Source organism: Pedobacter sp. GSP4 (assembly GCF_051857575.1).
Taxonomy (GTDB): domain Bacteria; phylum Bacteroidota; class Bacteroidia; order Sphingobacteriales; family Sphingobacteriaceae; genus Pedobacter.
Genome location: NZ_JBPZIR010000013.1, coordinates 50,356 through 66,186 on the forward strand (window position 1 = coordinate 50,356; position 15,831 = coordinate 66,186).

Below are 15,831 nucleotides of genomic sequence, written 5' to 3' on the forward strand. Positions count from 1 at the left end.
CAGACCATTTTGGTAGGATAATCTTTTCTGTTCAATAACCATAGAACGCTTGCAGTGCATTACGAAAGATTGTTTCCGTTCTGTGGGGACACAGACCGGGGATTATGAATAAAGGTCATCAATCCATGGTCTGTGTCCTCACAGGCCATTTTGGTAGGATAATCTTTTCTGTTCAATAACCATAGAACGCTTGCAGTGCATTACGAAAGATTGTTTCCGTTCTGTGGGGACACAGACCGGGGATTATGAATAAAGGTCATCAATCCATGGTCTGTGTCCTCACAGACCATTTTGGTAGGATATCCTTTTTTTATTCCATAATTGATATCCTTTCAGAATGCTACGACTGGTTGGGTTCCGTTCCAATCCATGGTCTGTGTCCTCACAGACCATTTTGGTAGGATAATCTTTTCTGTTCAATAACCATAGAACGCTTGCAGTGCATTACGAAAGATTGTTTCCGTTCTGTGAAGGCACAGACCGGGGATTATGAATAATGGTCATCAATCCATGGTCTGTGTCCTCACAGACCATTTTGGTAGGATAATCTTTTCTGTTCAATAACCATAGAACGCTTGCAGTGCATTACGAAAGATTGTTTCCGTTCTGTGGGGACACAGACCGGGGATTATGAATAAAGGTCATCAATTCATGGTCTGTATCCTCACAGACCATTTTGGTAGGATAATCTTTTCTGTTCAATAACCATAGAACGCTTGCAATGCATTACGAAAGATTGTTTCCGTTCTGTGGGGACACAGACCGAGGATTATGAATAAAGGTCATCAATCCATGGTCTGTGTCCTCACAGACCATTTTAAAAATCCCTTTTTTATTCAATAATCGGTAAAGTCTTTCAGAATGCTACGACTGATTGGGTTCCGTTCTGTGAAGGCACAGACCGGTGATGATAAATAAAGGTCGGTGCGGTTTGTTGAGTCTTTGCAGCGTTGATGAAGTATCAGCATTTGAAACCGGGCCGAAAATACCAGTTACATTTTTTGCCATTTAGCCCCGGTTGAAGCGATACCCTGCAGCAACGAGGAACGAGGCAGTGAAGCGTAAAGCGTAAAACGGGAGGACACTTGGTCGTTTGCACAGGCATTGCGCTTCTAAAAAAAAAGCGTTTTTGAGAATTTGCAATCCTATTTTACATGCTAAATTGCTTTTAGCACCCAGGTTTCGCGGATTCTTCCAGTTTTATTGGCCTGCTCCTTCATTTTTTTTAACAATTCACTATCAATGTATTTTAACGAAGAAAGCTGATGCCAAACTGAGGTTGCTTTGGTTATCAATTTGAAACCCTGTGAGAGAAAGAACTGCTCTGCCTGCTTAAAACTTTCAAACTTATTATCTTCTACGTGATGCGCTTCCAAAAACTGGGAAAAATGATCATTGGTTTCATTTTTAAGCGCAGGTCGTTTAACGTAAACATCAGCAGTAATCCAATAGCCTCCTCGCTGTTTTAATGATTTATGGATGGTTTTACACAACGATATCTTTTCGTCGGTGCTTAGATACATCAATAAACCTTCGTTAATGATGCTTACCGGGCCAAGTGGCATCTGATTTATGGCATTTAAGAAAACCGGTTCATCCAATGCATTTAGCGCTTGGGTTTTGAGCTTACCTTTTAGGTCTAATTTCTCGTTGATAATTAAACGGTCAACCAGATCTTTTTTGATATCGATTACACCTGGTAAATCGGTATCTAAATAATAAATTGTGGGATGCCTTAAAACCAAATCGAGGCCTCTAAAAGAATAACCGGAAGAGATTTCCAAAATATTTAGAGAGCCTGATGCAAAAAGTAAACTATCCAGAGATAAATATCTACTTTCAAAATGTATGAGCCTTTTTAAAAAAACATCATCAAAATTTCTGTTCGATAAATGTTCAAGGGCATCATTACCATACATTAATTTAACGGCATCAGCAACAAAGGGGATATTGGTTAAGCTTTTAGCCAGTAGTAACGATTTTGCTGAAGGACTTATGGAATGGTAATCACGGCTCATTTGTAATAATAGCAAAAAAACTGCGTTTAAAACGGATGTTTATTAAAAGCCGACTGGCTCATTGCGCTTTTTTCGTACAGGGCAATGCAGTATTTATTAAATGTTGGATCAAAGTTTACTTCTCCAGGCTGTAAGGCATTTGGCACATTTTTGCCCTGCATGAAGAAGTAAACCTTGGTATTTCCATATTTGGTATGCGGCATTAAATTGCCATAATCTTCCATTTCTTTCCAAACAGAATCCTTAACTGTTATGATGTAAATCCGTTGTACAGGACCAGTATTGTTGGCATTCCTGTATTTTACTATTTCTTTAAAACCTGCGCTCATATCTTCAATGCCGGGTTGGTTAAAAGTATCCTTAACCATAAAGAAAACCAAGATTAAAACGATTGCAGTAATAATGTAAACCAGTGATTTTTTTGACATGGCTACAATAAAGGCAATATTTTTTCCATAACAGTCAAGCCTTCGTCAATATGTTTTTGTTCAATGCAAAGTGCCGGGCGGAAGCGGATGGTTTTCTCTCCACAGCCCAAAAACATCACATTATTTTCCAGTCCTTTGGCTATAAAAGCATTTCTCATTTCTTTGGTCGGAAAATCGAAAGAACATAACAGCCCTCTGCCGCGTACATTTGTCATTTGATCGAACTGATGGGACAGTTTTTCGAGATTATCCCTTAAATAGGCGCCAACCTTTGATGCATTTTCGCAAAGCTGATCTTCCTCTATAATCTGTAAAATCTGTGTAGAACGGACCATATCAACCAAATTTCCGCCCCAGGTAGAATTGATCCGGCTGGCCACTTTAAATACATTGGTTTCAATCTCATCCACCTTATTGCCAACCAGAATACCGCATACCTGCATTTTTTTTCCAAAGGCTACAATGTCTGGCCTTGCTTTTTCGCTAAAATGTTGGTGGCACCAAAACTTACCGGTTAAGCCTACACCTGTTTGTACTTCGTCGTAAATCAAAAAAGCATCGTTTTCATCGGCCAGTGCTTTTAACTGGATTAAAAACTCCTCGCGCAGGTGGTTATCCCCACCTTCTGATTGTATGGGTTCTACAATAATGGCACATATTTCATCTTTATTGTTGGCAAAGGCTTTCTTAATCTGTTGGATGGAAGTTTCTTCAGATTCGATAGCGTGAGTTAAATTGCCTCCAGAAAGCGGAAATTTAACTTCGGGAACCGAAACCCGAGGCCAATCGAATTTGGCAAACCATTTCGTTTTATCGGGCAGGGTATTGGTTAAGCTTAAAGTGTAACCTGTTCTGCCGTGAAAAGCTTTTTCAAAGTGTAAAACCTTAAAACCTTTTTCTTCAGTATATCCTTTGGCAAAGTTTTTCTGTACTTTCCAGTCCATAGCTACCTTAATAGCATTTTCTACAGCCAATCCACCACCTGCAATAAAAAAAGCATGGGGCAGATAATCCGGAATGCCAACCTTGGCGAACGTTTCTACAAACTGTGCATATTGCTGTGTATATACATCAGAGTTTGAAGGATTGGCCAAAGCCGCTTGAAAAAGATTTTTTTTAAACCCTTCGTCATTGATCATTTTAGGATGGTTGTAGCCCAATGGAACAGATGCAAAGCAGGTAAAAAAATCGAGTAGGGTTCTGTTGTATTTCGAATCGTAAATGTAGGCACCGTTACTTTTCTCCATATCGTAGGTCAGGTCGAAACCATCAGCTAAAATATGCTTACTTAATGCTTCGTTAACGCGATCTGCAGGTACTGTTAATTGATACATAAACTTGGTTTTGGTATATTCCAAATTTAGTTAAATGTGCCTAAAATTAAAATTTAAGCACTTTTTGTACCCATAAGGCAAAAAATAGGTTTAAACAGTTTAAAGTATGATTATAGACAATTTCGGATTTTGGACTGCGCAGATGTGGAAAACTTTTTAACATAAAAATCTGATTGAGACGCTCTTTTGTCTTAAAACCAACCCGCAATTTATCTCCATTACCGTTCAGAAACAGAATTAATTTTACTGCGATTAGCATACCTCATCTATACTTTAATTACGTTTTGGCTTGAATATTTTCAGACCTAAAGCGGCTTAAATGCAACATGCACAATTTTTTATATGCGCTATCGTTTTGAGTATATTTTGGGTAAAAAATGGTTTTCTAATATCGATTTTGGAACAGGTTAGTTGGGAAAATGCCATTGTAAGCCTCTAAATATTATTATTTTAGCACTTGAAAAAAGACAAATCCGCCTGGATTAATTAACCAAATAAATTTATAACAACAATCTACAGCTATCATTTACCTACCAATTTCTTTATGAAAAACAAAATTAACCCCAAACATCTTATCGTGCTTTGTTCGGTACTATTTTTTATCGGATGCGCTAAAACGGAACCTGTACCCGAAGTTACGGTGCCAACTTCACCAACTTATTCTTTTGCAGGCACATCGCCTGACGAGCTTATGTTTGAGGATGGTGAAGCCATGTCGGTAATGACAAGCGAAAGCAGAAGATTTAATGTTAGCAATGTTCTACGTGTTACTGCTGTGAACAATACAACCATCGAGGTTGCTAATTTTGCACCGGTTGATATCTCTGACGCCACAATCATTGCATCTATCGTTGGCCAGCCAGAGAAAATAAAATTATTGCATATCGGAACCATTAAGGGACACAGGATTAAGCAAATCCCTTATCCTTTTATTAGTGGGCAGGTTGAATATCCTGATATTAATAATAAAATGGTAAACCTATCAGCCTACAGGCAAGCAGGTATCAATCCAACCGCTATCAGTTTTGAATTTACGGGTACAACGCCATTAATCAACAAGCTTAAAAAGTTAAGTGTTATTAAATGGCAGCCCAAAATGCATGATTTTGATCCGGAGAATTTAGATAACAACTGGTTAGATGAGCCCACTGCAAAGCAATTTAGGATGTTTACCGGTTTCATAATCAATTTTGCTTACATGTACACCGATGCATCCATGCACGGACGTTTAGTTGATGAATTAGTAATAGGCAATGATGGTGTAACTGCACTTACTACGGCTGAAAAAGAGGCCGATTGGATAAAAGCCCAAACGCGTACAACAATCAATTGCGGTTTAACTGATACACGTAAAGTTTCTGGCCTAGGTGGCGGGAGTACTTTCGGTATCCCAGACTGGGTTACTTTAAATTTTATGACCAATAGCTATACCACACCTTTTCATGAAATGGGGCATGTTTTGGGTTATAATCACAGTTCATCCATGACATATCCCCAAAACAACAGGGGTAATGTACCGGTATTCATGGCCAGGCAGGATGAAATGAATAAAGCCGGTGATTTTCCGGTAACCATACGCAATTATTATAAACCTGATGATGTGCCGGCACCCAAAGCTGTTCCTTCGGGCTTTGTACAAAGGTTTGGCTTGAAAGACGAATGTATTTATTGATCTGCTGTTAATCTGTAATAGAGATCAGGACAACTAAAACCTGAAAAGTTTGAAATCTTAGGATTTTAGGTTTTTCAGGTACCAAAGTGTTATCCTTTTAATACCCGAAAAACCAGTTGCCGTATTTTTTAATATGATATTCGGCAATGTGTATAAATATGGGTATTACATCTATTATTTAATGGCCTTTGTCTATTTCGATCTCTTTAAAAAGGAATCAACAATACATTTACATTAAGAATCAAATCAACGGGACGATTTAGAAATCTTATTTAGGCTCCACAGTAATGTGGGGCCTTTTTTTTATCCACCAATTACATGCATTAAATAGTTCAGTGCTTCGGGCGAATGAAGCGCCAAAGTAGAAATTTTGTTCAAACTATTATACTGTGCTGACCATGTAGCTTAGAATTTATCCTTCATTCCAAATAGGCCCATCAAACCACCTGTGTGGATAGCAAGAATCTTTTCATCTTTGCCGACTGTTCCTTTCTCTTGCAGATCTTGAATGGCATAAAACATTTTTGCCGTGTAAACCGGATCTAAAAGCAAGCCTGTTTGTGCAGTAAAGCTTTTAATAAAACTGATCAGTCCGGGCGTGGTTTTGGCATAACCGCCAAAGTGGTAGTCGAGATGAAGTTGGAAATGGGTAGAAATTTTGGTGTGCTGCGCTATTTCATCACCAATAAAAGCAGCGCCTTTTAACACCGGAACAACATGAAGTTTGGTGTTTAATTGATGCTGTTGAATTCCTTTAAGTAAGCCCGCGGCAGTTGTGCCGGTTCCGGCAGCGCAAAATATATGGTCGTAGGATTCAGTTAATTCGCCGATTACTTCTGCACATCCTGTTACAGCTTCAGCAGAGGCGCCACCTTCATCAACAAAATAAGCTTGGGTATCATCGGCAAAATAGTGTTCAAAGAGATTTTGTTTATGGCGGTAGTGCTCGCGGTCGGTAAAAATAAGTTTCATGCCAAATAAACTACAGAGCAAAAGCATTTCATTTTTTACTTCTTCACCTCTTACAAAAGCGGTAGCTGTTAAGCCCGATCTTGCGGCTGCAGCCGCGGTAGCCACAAGGTGGTTTGAATAGGCACCCCCAAAAGTTACCAAATGTGTTTTGTTTTCTGCTGTAGCCTTTGCCAAAATATATTTCAGCTTGCGCCACTTATTGCCCGAAATATAAGGATCGATCAGGTCATCGCGTTTAACATAAAGGCTGTTAAAAGGAGCAAATTCTATTTTTTGTACTGGGCTGTATAATTCTTTAAACACGTGTAAAAATAAAAAACACCTGAGTATTTCAGGTGTTTTTGTGCATTATAAAATGTATGTGTTGGTTTATTGACCAATTCCCAAACCAATTCCGGCATTAACCATACTGTATTTTGCTGCGGTATAAGAGCCATAAAACTTAAAGAAACCAAATTTTAACTGGAAACCCAAGCTTGCCCTGGCGCCGTCTATATCGGTCTGTTTAACCGAAATCGGATCGGTGTAATTTACAGAACTGCCGTTTCCGGTATCGAAAGAATAAGTACCTAATGCTTTTAAATTGGTATTTGAGGTTTGGTAACCCACGCTGGCAAATGGAGTAAAGAATAAAATCTTTTTAGATACAATGGCATCAAAATTCACCCCGTTAAATTTGGCATCGATATGCTGATTTGAGCCTGTTGAGTTATTGATGTTTAATGGCAGGTCATATCTATATTGAGTAAAACCACCGGCAATGGCAATATCTACCGGAACAAGTTTTTCGGCTGTGCCGCTCATAAATAAAGGTAAAAGTTCAATTTTTGCACCGAAACCGATCATAGATAAGCTTCCCAGATCGCTGCCCAGTTTTACTTTTGGCATTGCCCTTAAGGTAACATCGATGTTTTTTGGTAAGCCCAATGTCGCCTGTATCTGTGCTGATGGAACAATGTGGAAGCCCAATCCTTTTGGAAGGTTAAAGAAGGTGGTGGTTGGCAATCCGTTGCTGGTGTAAATTTGCATGCGCCCGCCCACCTCGTCGTTACCAAAAGCCGTAGGGCCAATTGATGATGCACCAACTGCCGGCTTAATGTTGCTCAAGCCCAAAGCATTTACATCATAACTCCGCGAAGCCTGTGGTACAAAAGCACCCGATACCGAAAATCTTACATCGAATTTTAATAAGCCTTTTGATTTTGCGGTGTTGCTCCATCCATCTGTTAGGCCAACACCCAATCCTTTATAAAGTGGATCGAAATAGGCGTTAACTAATTTAGTCGCGTCTGCCGGACCAGATTTAAATAAATCTCCAACATTTTGCTGTGCACTTACTTTTTGAACACCAAAAAGTAAAACTAAAGCCATAACTGGCTTAAAAAGGAAAGGTTTTTTCATAATATACTGTTTAAACATAGTTAACTACAGTATAAAGATAGACGGATTTTTTAAAACTAAAATCATTCCAAAAATCTTGCATTTAAAAGTTTATTTTTGCGCCATGGAAAATGTGGTCGAATTGCAGGAATCAGAAGAGCAGGAATTATATGAACATTTAAAAATAATTGTCGATAAAGGGCAATCCTTGCTGCGTATTGATAAATTTTTAATGGTGCGTGTAGAAAATGCCTCGCGAAACCGTATCCAGAATGCAATTGATGCAGGTAATGTACTGGTTAACCAAAAACAGATAAAAGCAAGTTATAAGGTTAAGCCTTTTGATGAGATTTCTATTGTTTTGCCCCATCCACCACGTGATACCGAAGTTTATCCTGAAGATTTACCGCTCGATATTATTTATGAAGACTGCGACCTATTAGTGGTAAATAAAGCTGCCGGTATGGTGGTACACCCTGGCTTTAACAATTATACGGGCACGCTGGTTAACGCTTTGGCCTTTCATTTTGAGCAGTTACCGCAGTTGCCGGGTAACGATGGCCGCCCAGGTTTGGTACACCGCATTGATAAGGATACTTCAGGTTTATTGCTGATCAGCAAGAATGAAAAGTCGATTACACACCTGGCCCGTCAGTTTTTCGATCATAGCATTACCAGAAAATACATTGCCCTGGTATGGGGCGATATTGAAAATGATGGTACGGTTACAGGTTATATCGGCAGAAGTGCAAAAGACCGCCGTGTGATGGATATTTATGATGATGAAGAAAAAGGCAAATGGTCGGTAACGCACTATAAAGTATTAAAGCGTTTGGGTTACGTAACGTTGATCAGTTGTGAGCTTGAAACGGGCCGTACCCATCAAATCAGGGCGCATATGCAGCACATAGGGCATCCGTTGTTTAACGATGCCATGTACGGTGGTGATAAGATTTTAAAAGGAACTACGTTTAACAAATACAAGCAGTTTGTAGATAATTGCTTCGAACTGTTGCCGCGCCAAGCTCTGCATGCGCAAAGTTTGGGCTTTATCCACCCAACAACTAAAGAATACATGTACTTTGAATCGCCATTACCGGCCGATTTCAAAGCTGGCTTAACCAAGTGGGAAAATTATATCGCTACATCATAAAATATGCCTCAAGAGTACCTTTTATTTAATGATGAGTTTCATGCGGCAGATGCTCCAGTGCTGATGGCCTCGAACAGGGGTTTCAAATTTGGAGATGGCTTGTTTGAAAGCATGCGGATGATTAACAACAAGCTTCAGTTTGCCGATTTACATGCCGATAGGCTAACTGGAGGCATGAAAGCGCTGAAAATGGATGGTCATGCTTTGATGGATGATTACTTTCTGCGCCAAAAAACGGCCGATCTCGTTAAAAAGAACAGATGGAATGGAAATGTGCGTTTCCGGTTATCTGTTTACAGGGGAGGTGCAGGTGTTTACACGCCCGAATCAAATAAAGCCGGTTATGTTTTAGAAGGAATTCCGCTGAAAACAACAGCGTATGAGTTAAATAGCAAAGGTTTGATTATCGACGTATTTGACGAGATGACCAAGGCGGTTAACAAACTGTCTAATTTCAAAACTTCAAATGCCCTGCTTTACGTAATGGCCGGACTTTTTAAAAGCCAGAACCGTTTAGATGAGGCCATGATTTTAAACCAGCATGGTTTTCTTTGCGAAAGCATCAGTGCCAATGTATTTGTGGTATATAAAAACCAGATTTATACGCCTGCCTTAACAGAAGGTTGTGTAAGCGGGGTAATGCGTACGGCCATTATGCAGCTTTGCAAAATGAACGATATGGCACTTATAGAAGCGCAGATTAATCCCGAAATATTGAAAGAGGCCGAAGAGGTTTTTATTACCAATGCTACACAGGGTATTCAGTGGGTGATGGGCTATGGCCGTAAACGCTACTTTAACGAGGTAGCCAAGTTTTTGATCGATAAGCTGAATGCTTTTTAGTTCATTGGTTCATTAGTCATTAGTTGATTAGGAATTGGCTAATTGCATATAGCGACCAATTTTTAATACTTTTGCTTAAGGCGATAGTCATATTATCCCAATTCATTGGGATTAGTATCTCTCCCAATAGATAGACCCTGAAATAAATCCGATAGCTATCGGATTTATTTCAGGGTGACGATATTAAACTAAAAATCATCAGTAATAAGTTGTAATGGGAGCCCGCTAGGTGTTTTGGACTAACATTTACAAACGCATCCCCCTTAAAAAATCTTCGATCAGCATGCGTTTTTTACCCTCGTATTGGATGTCTAAAAGCTTAATAAAGCCATCTTTTGTGGCAAATTTTAGATAGGTTTTACCATCTGTTAAAAAGCCTCCGGCTGCAATGCCAGGTTCTTTATCTTCAATTTCGGCCTTAAACACTTTCAATGTTTTATCGTTGAGCATGGTAAAAGCAGTAGGGTATGGACTTAAGCCCCGGATTAAGTTATGAACGTTTTGCGCAGGTTTGGTCCAGTCTATTTTACAATCCTCTTTAAAAATTTTCGGGGCATGTTTCAAATCTTCGCTTTGCGGCTGCGGCTGTTCACTAATGTTGTTATCTTCAATGGCTTTAAGGGTTTTAACCAAAAGATTGGCGCCAACATGCATCAGTTTATCATGTAATTCGCCTGCGGTTTCATCATCGGCTATGGCAACGCTATCGCTGAGTATAATATTCCCCGTGTCAATTTCGTGTGTTAGGAAAAAGGTGGTTACCCCGCTTTCTTTTTCTCCGTTTATAATGGCATGGTTAATCGGTGCAGCACCGCGGTATTGCGGTAATAGCGAACCGTGTAAGTTAATTGTTCCTTTTGGAGGCATATTCCACACCACTTCTGGCAGCATCCTAAAGGCTACTACCACCTGTAAATCGGCCTGGTAAGATCTTAACTCTTCAATAAATTCGGGATTTTTAAGTTTTTCGGGCTGCAGTATAGGGATCTGTTTTTCCAGCGCATATTTTTTCACGGCACTTTCGTTAATTTTCTGTCCGCGGCCAGCAGGTTTATCTGGTGCCGTAACAACGGCAACAACATCAAAATTGGCCTGTACCAAGGCATCTAAAGAAGCTACAGCAAAATCGGGCGTACCCATAAAAACTATTTTCATAAGAAAGTGTTGTGTTTTAAAATAACGCGGATACCCGTGTTAAAGTTTTGCAAAATAACTAAAAATAAACCCATACTTATAGGCAAAAATGGTACAAGGTAAAGATGTTGTAAAGGCCAGTGGTTTAGTATATGTAACCGACAATATGCCTGGTATTTACCGAAAAGGTAAACCTGGTAAATTTCATTATGAAGATAAGGATGGAAATAAGGTAGCTGATGAAAAGCATCTCGACCGCATAAAATCTTTGGTTATACCACCTGCATGGCAGAATGTATGGATTGCCAATAAGCCCAATGCCTACCTGCAGGTTACCGGAACTGATGCTGCTGGCAGGAAACAGTACAAATACCATACAAAATGGACCAGCCGACGCTCTGAGGATAAATATTTCCGTTTGTTGGAGTTTGGCAGAGCCCTGCCAATAGCCCGTAAAAATTTACAGAAAGATTTAAGGAGAAAAAATTTAGACGAACGCAAGGTATTGGCCATTTCGGTAGATGTGCTGCAAAAAACACTCATCAGGGTGGGCAACGAAAGCTATAAGCAACTGTATGGCTCTTTTGGCCTAACCACACTCAGAGATAAGCACGTAAAAATAAATGGAAGCAAAATTACCATGGATTTTGTGGGCAAAAAAGGGGTGCAGCAAAAGGTAGAGTTAAACGATAGGCTGCTGGCCAAGCTGGTTAAAAAATGCAGGGATATTCCTGGGCAGGAGCTTTTTCAGTTTTACGCCGATGGAAAGGAGCACAAAAGTATCGACTCGGGGAAGATAAACAACTACATTAAAGAAATTACCGGCGATGACTTTACCGCAAAAGATTTCAGGACCTGGGGCGGAACCCTCGAAGCATTGCGCCAGTTTGCCAAATGCCAGATAAACGAGAATGCCGACCTGAATACAAAAAAAATGGTTGTTGCTGTTTTAGACTGTGTTGCAAAAAAATTGGGCAATACACGAGCTGTTTGTAAGAGTTCTTACGTATATCCCTTACTTATTACGGCTTACGAGAATAACCAGCTGGAGAAATATATCAAGAAGATGAACAAAAACTCGCTCAGTGGCAAACAGGGGTTGGAGCATGATGAAAAGGTTCTGTTGTCCTTTTTAAAAGCCAATAGTAAGTAAAAAACCATTTATATTTGTTTTTTATCATATTATGCAAATTAATAAAGAAGATAAAAGTGAAATCTTCAACATCCTGATTACCGAATCGCCAATGCCCATAGCGCTGTATGTTGGCGAAAAAATGATTATTAAAGTAGCCAATAAAGCCATTTTAAAAGCTTGGAACAAAGATGAGCGTGTAATTGGAATGGAACTGGCCAAAGCGCTGCCAGAGCTTAGCGACCAGCCCTTTCTAAAAATCCTTAACGAAGTTAGAAAAACGGGTATAGCTTATGAGGCTAAAGGAGATAGGGCAGATCTCCTCATCAACGGTAAAATGCAGACCTTTTATTTCGATTTTACCTACAAACCCTTAAAGGATGATGACGGCCATGTTTGGGGCATACTCAACAATGCAACCGATGTGACCGAACTGGTAAAAGCAAAGTTTAAATGCGAACAGAGTGAAGCACTGTTTAGGCAGATGATTTACGATGCGCCGGTAGCAATCGGTATTTTAAGGGGAAGAGAACTGATTATTGAAGATGCCAATGATGACCTTTTAAAAATATGGGGTAAAACAAAAGCCATAATCGGTTTAAAACTGTTAGAAGGCTTACCCGAAATTATCGATCAGCCTTTTCCACAATTGCTTCAGGAAGTTTACAACAGCGGTGTTCCGCATTATGGTTACGAAACCATGGCTATACTAGAACGGAATGGCGTTTTGGGCAATTATTATTTCAATTTCGTATACGATCCCATCCGCGATCAGAATGGAAATGTTTCGGGGATTATGGTGGTTGCCAATGAAATTACCCTTCAGGTTGCGTCTAAAATGGAGGCTGCAAAAAGCGAAGAGCGTTTCCGTAACCTTCTGATCGATTCGCCAATGGCTACCGGATATTATGAAACAGAAGATATTATCGTAAAACTGGCGAACGATGAAATGCTCAGCTTTTGGGGCAAAGATAAGCGCGTTATCGGTTTACCGATGATTGAAGCCGTGCCTGAGCTTAAAGACCAACCCTTTCTTGATATTTTAAAAGAAGTATACCGAACCGGTGTGGCTTACCATGCCGATCAGCAAGAAGCCATATTGCCCGTTAATGGCGTGATGCAAAAAATGTGGTTTAACTTTACGTATAAACCGCTAAAAGATGCCAATGGTAAAGTATATGCAATTTTGCATGTGGCTTTAGATGTAACCAAACAGGTACAGCTGCAGCAACAGAAAGATGAGTTTTTAGGAATTGCCAGTCACGAATTAAAAACCCCGGTAACCAGCATTAAAGCCTATGCGCAGGTACTGGAAAGGATGATCAGAAACGAGGGCGATGAAAAAAAGGCTGGTATGGTACGTAAAATGGACCTTCAGCTAAACCGCTTAACAGGTTTGATAGGCGATTTGCTGGATGTTACCAAAATTCAATCAGGTAAAATGACCTTTAACCCTACTGAATTTAATTTTGATACTGTTGTAGCAGATATTGTTGAGGAAATGCAGCACATTAGTTCAAAACATAAAATTAACAGCCATTTAAAGGGTAATGTAACAGTAATTGCAGATAAAGAACGTATCGGTCAGGTAATTACCAATTTTCTATCCAATGCCATCAAATACTCTACCGATGCCAATGCTATAGATGTTTTTACTTTTATCGAAGATGAAGAAGTAATTTTAAGCGTTAAAGATTATGGGATAGGGATTTCTGATGAATTGCAGCACCTTGTTTTTGATCAATTTTACCGCGTTGGGGGTAACCTGCAGCATACCTATCCGGGTTTGGGCTTGGGACTTTATATCTCCTCAGAAATTATAAAAAGCGAAGGTGGAAGAATATGGCTGGAAAGTAAAGCGGATGAAGGATCTACCTTTTCTTTTGCATTAAAATTGAAATAGCATAGGCGGGTAGTAAAGCTTACCCATACTATTTATTCTTTAGGTGCATTTTTTATAGGATGTACCGGTTGCTCTTCGTTTTCCCATTGTTTAGCCGGGTTATTGGTTTTGCTGGGCTTATTTGGCAAACTGTCGTTTTCCTTTCTAACCGTTTTATGGTCTTTGGGTTCCCTTCCTTTTGGTACTTCTTCTTGGTAATTGCTTCCGGGTTTATCACTTTTAACTTTAGGACCGCTCATAATAGTAAGGATTAAATGACTAAATTTTGAATTAATTAATGCTGTTAGGATTTGATGGAATTATTGTTCAACAAATCCTTTATTTAATAACAATTCCCGATCTGTTAAGTTTGAAAAATTGCTTTAGCATTCAATCATACCCTCAATAACTCATTCAACCAATCACTCATTCATTGAATCCATTCTGTCATTCATTCACTCAATCATTCTGTCATTCAATCCTTAATTATAAAGCAAATATTTCTTGCGCATGGTTTTATAGGCATTTAAGCCCGGTGCCCAGCTTGCCCGTATTTCTTCTTCAGTTTTTCCGTCAATAATCTGTTGCCTAAAATCTGCAACACCAACCAGGCGCTCAATGGTTCCCATCTCTTTGCTCAGCTTGGTATTAAAGAAGTCTTCTTTCCTGGGCGATGCTTTATATAGCTCGATTATCCAGCTTAAATTTACTTTTTTCGATTTCCTGAGTTCAGCTGTATCATAATTTCTTAAATCCAGTCCATAACACACCTGATCTTGAAATAAAGGCGTTTCTGACATGCCTTTTATGCTTTTTGGTGTAAAACTGAAATCGAATTTACCTTTTAAATAAGGCGCTCCTACAACGGTAAAAGGGAACATGGTGCCGCGGCCGTGGTTTAAATAAGTTCCCTCAAACAGGCAGGTAGATGGATAAAGCAAAATAGCTTGTTGGGTATTTAAGTTTGGAGAAGGCTTAACAGGCAAAGTATACTCCATGTCGTGGTTGTAATTGGCGTTTTTAATAATGGTAATCTTGCACTTTAACTTATCCTTTAACCAGCCTTCGCCATTAAGCATTTGTGCATATTCGCCAACGGTTAAGCCATGCGCAATAGGGATGGGCTGTATACCGATCCCCGACTTAAATTTAGGATCTAAAATGGGACCATCAATTAAATAGCCATTTGGGTTAGGCCGATCCAATATCAACAGCGGTTTATTGTTGGCGGCGCAGGCTTCCATTACGTGCTGCAGGGTATTAATGTAGGTATAAAAACGCACGCCAACATCCTGGATGTCAAAAACCATAATGTCAATATCGGCAAGATCTTCTGCCGTAGGCGTACTGTGTTTTCCGTAAAGAGAAATGGCTTTAATGCCAGTTTTAGCATCAATATCATCATTTACGGTTACACCTGCGCTGGCATTGCCCCTAAAGCCATGTTCTGGACCAAATATTTTCTGAATTTTAACACCAAGTTTTAACAAACTATCAACCGATGTTTGCATGCCGATAACCGAAGTAGGATTAACCACCATGCCCACTCTTTTCCCCTTTAAAATAGAAAGGTATTTTTCTGTTTGTTCGGCACCTGTTTTAAGTGCTGATGGCAATTTTGGCGTTCTGATCAGCAGTTTCCTGTTTTCGAGGCCTTTCTTGCCCGTAACTTCCTGTTCAAGCGGTTTTGGCTGCCCACAGGCCGATAATGCAATTAAACTGGTTAGCGCAAGGCTGATATATTTTTTCATCTGTTTATGTTGTTAATTGGCAATGAAACAGTAACAAAACAATTTACCCAAATTTTTGATTTATGCTATTGGTCATGCTTATTACAACTTGATCATTGATTTTTAAAGTTGGTTATTTATTTTTAAAAATGC

General features: G+C 39.5%; 13 protein-coding genes. 5 read left to right on the forward strand and 8 right to left on the reverse strand.

Annotated features, from left to right (window positions below; all coding sequences use genetic code 11):
- Positions 1 to 1,157 precede the first annotated feature (1,157 nt).
- Genes ACS5PU_RS23450 through lat form a run of 3 tightly spaced genes read right to left on the reverse strand, consistent with a single transcriptional unit; the run spans position 1,158 to position 3,780 of the window.
- Positions 1,158 to 2,033 (reverse strand): hypothetical protein, encoded by an 876-nt coding sequence (locus ACS5PU_RS23450; RefSeq protein ID WP_439461588.1) that lies wholly within the window; start codon positions 2,031 to 2,033, stop codon positions 1,158 to 1,160.
- A gap of 11 nt (positions 2,034 to 2,044) precedes the next feature.
- Positions 2,045 to 2,446 (reverse strand): hypothetical protein, encoded by a 402-nt coding sequence (locus ACS5PU_RS23455; RefSeq protein ID WP_439461589.1) that lies wholly within the window; start codon positions 2,444 to 2,446, stop codon positions 2,045 to 2,047.
- A gap of 2 nt (positions 2,447 to 2,448) precedes the next feature.
- A complete protein-coding gene (gene lat / locus ACS5PU_RS23460) occupies positions 2,449 to 3,780 on the reverse strand; it encodes an L-lysine 6-transaminase (protein ID WP_439461590.1) in 1,332 nt (443 codons plus the stop codon).
- Between the two features lie 544 nt (positions 3,781 to 4,324).
- On the opposite strand from lat, the gene ACS5PU_RS23465 reads away from it, so the two are divergent.
- A complete protein-coding gene (locus ACS5PU_RS23465; protein ID WP_439461591.1) occupies positions 4,325 to 5,452 on the forward strand; it encodes a hypothetical protein in 1,128 nt (375 codons plus the stop codon).
- 405 nt (positions 5,453 to 5,857) lie between these two features.
- On the opposite strand, the gene ACS5PU_RS23470 is transcribed toward ACS5PU_RS23465, so the two are convergent.
- Positions 5,858 to 6,727 (reverse strand): 1-aminocyclopropane-1-carboxylate deaminase/D-cysteine desulfhydrase, encoded by an 870-nt coding sequence (locus tag ACS5PU_RS23470; protein ID WP_439461592.1) that lies wholly within the window; start codon positions 6,725 to 6,727, stop codon positions 5,858 to 5,860.
- A gap of 66 nt (positions 6,728 to 6,793) precedes the next feature.
- Positions 6,794 to 7,825, reverse strand: a complete 1,032-nt coding sequence (locus ACS5PU_RS23475; protein WP_439461593.1) for a DUF6588 family protein — start codon at positions 7,823 to 7,825, stop codon at positions 6,794 to 6,796.
- 103 nt (positions 7,826 to 7,928) lie between these two features.
- Here ACS5PU_RS23475 and ACS5PU_RS23480 point away from each other — a divergent pair, with 103 nt between their 5' ends.
- Positions 7,929 to 8,957, forward strand: a complete 1,029-nt coding sequence (locus ACS5PU_RS23480) for an RluA family pseudouridine synthase (RefSeq protein WP_439461594.1) — start codon at positions 7,929 to 7,931, stop codon at positions 8,955 to 8,957.
- Between the two features lie 3 nt (positions 8,958 to 8,960).
- Entirely contained in the window at positions 8,961 to 9,800 is an 840-nt protein-coding gene (locus ACS5PU_RS23485) for an aminotransferase class IV (RefSeq protein WP_439461595.1), read from the forward strand.
- Between the two features lie 246 nt (positions 9,801 to 10,046).
- Here ACS5PU_RS23485 and fmt read toward each other — a convergent pair whose 3' ends face one another.
- Positions 10,047 to 10,955, reverse strand: a complete 909-nt coding sequence (gene fmt / locus ACS5PU_RS23490; protein WP_439461596.1) for a methionyl-tRNA formyltransferase — start codon at positions 10,953 to 10,955, stop codon at positions 10,047 to 10,049.
- Between the two features lie 88 nt (positions 10,956 to 11,043).
- On the opposite strand from fmt, the gene ACS5PU_RS23495 reads away from it, so the two are divergent.
- Together ACS5PU_RS23495 and ACS5PU_RS23500 are read left to right on the forward strand one after the other, a co-directional pair.
- Positions 11,044 to 12,087: a DNA topoisomerase IB gene (locus ACS5PU_RS23495; RefSeq protein WP_439461597.1), complete on the forward strand. Its 1,044-nt coding sequence runs from the start codon at positions 11,044 to 11,046 to the stop codon at positions 12,085 to 12,087.
- A gap of 31 nt (positions 12,088 to 12,118) precedes the next feature.
- A complete protein-coding gene (locus tag ACS5PU_RS23500; protein ID WP_439461598.1) occupies positions 12,119 to 13,969 on the forward strand; it encodes a PAS domain-containing sensor histidine kinase in 1,851 nt (616 codons plus the stop codon).
- A 32-nt stretch (positions 13,970 to 14,001) separates the two neighbouring features.
- On the opposite strand, the gene ACS5PU_RS23505 is transcribed toward ACS5PU_RS23500, so the two are convergent.
- Together ACS5PU_RS23505 and ACS5PU_RS23510 are read right to left on the reverse strand one after the other, a co-directional pair.
- On the reverse strand, positions 14,002 to 14,208 hold the full coding sequence (locus ACS5PU_RS23505) for a hypothetical protein (RefSeq protein WP_439461599.1): 207 nt from the start codon (positions 14,206 to 14,208) through the stop codon (positions 14,002 to 14,004).
- A 222-nt stretch (positions 14,209 to 14,430) separates the two neighbouring features.
- Positions 14,431 to 15,699, reverse strand: coding sequence for an exo-beta-N-acetylmuramidase NamZ family protein (locus ACS5PU_RS23510; RefSeq protein ID WP_439461600.1), 1,269 nt, complete (start codon positions 15,697 to 15,699; stop codon positions 14,431 to 14,433).
- Positions 15,700 to 15,831 lie beyond the last annotated feature (132 nt).

What these genes read in the sequence shown, in the direction of transcription:
- ACS5PU_RS23455 (WP_439461589.1), bottom strand. Translation starts at nt 2,446, where the DNA reads ATGTCAAAAAAATCACTGGTTTACATTATTACTGCAATCGTTTTAATC.
- lat (WP_439461590.1), bottom strand. Translation starts at nt 3,780, where the DNA reads ATGTATCAATTAACAGTACCTGCAGATCGCGTTAACGAAGCATTAAGT.
- ACS5PU_RS23465 (WP_439461591.1), top strand. Translation starts at nt 4,325, where the DNA reads ATGAAAAACAAAATTAACCCCAAACATCTTATCGTGCTTTGTTCGGTA.
- ACS5PU_RS23475 (WP_439461593.1), bottom strand. Translation starts at nt 7,825, where the DNA reads ATGAAAAAACCTTTCCTTTTTAAGCCAGTTATGGCTTTAGTTTTACTT.
- ACS5PU_RS23480 (WP_439461594.1), top strand. Translation starts at nt 7,929, where the DNA reads ATGGAAAATGTGGTCGAATTGCAGGAATCAGAAGAGCAGGAATTATAT.
- ACS5PU_RS23485 (WP_439461595.1), top strand. Translation starts at nt 8,961, where the DNA reads ATGCCTCAAGAGTACCTTTTATTTAATGATGAGTTTCATGCGGCAGAT.
- fmt (WP_439461596.1), bottom strand. Translation starts at nt 10,955, where the DNA reads ATGAAAATAGTTTTTATGGGTACGCCCGATTTTGCTGTAGCTTCTTTA.
- ACS5PU_RS23495 (WP_439461597.1), top strand. Translation starts at nt 11,044, where the DNA reads ATGGTACAAGGTAAAGATGTTGTAAAGGCCAGTGGTTTAGTATATGTA.
- ACS5PU_RS23500 (WP_439461598.1), top strand. Translation starts at nt 12,119, where the DNA reads ATGCAAATTAATAAAGAAGATAAAAGTGAAATCTTCAACATCCTGATT.
- ACS5PU_RS23505 (WP_439461599.1), bottom strand. Translation starts at nt 14,208, where the DNA reads ATGAGCGGTCCTAAAGTTAAAAGTGATAAACCCGGAAGCAATTACCAA.
- ACS5PU_RS23510 (WP_439461600.1), bottom strand. Translation starts at nt 15,699, where the DNA reads ATGAAAAAATATATCAGCCTTGCGCTAACCAGTTTAATTGCATTATCG.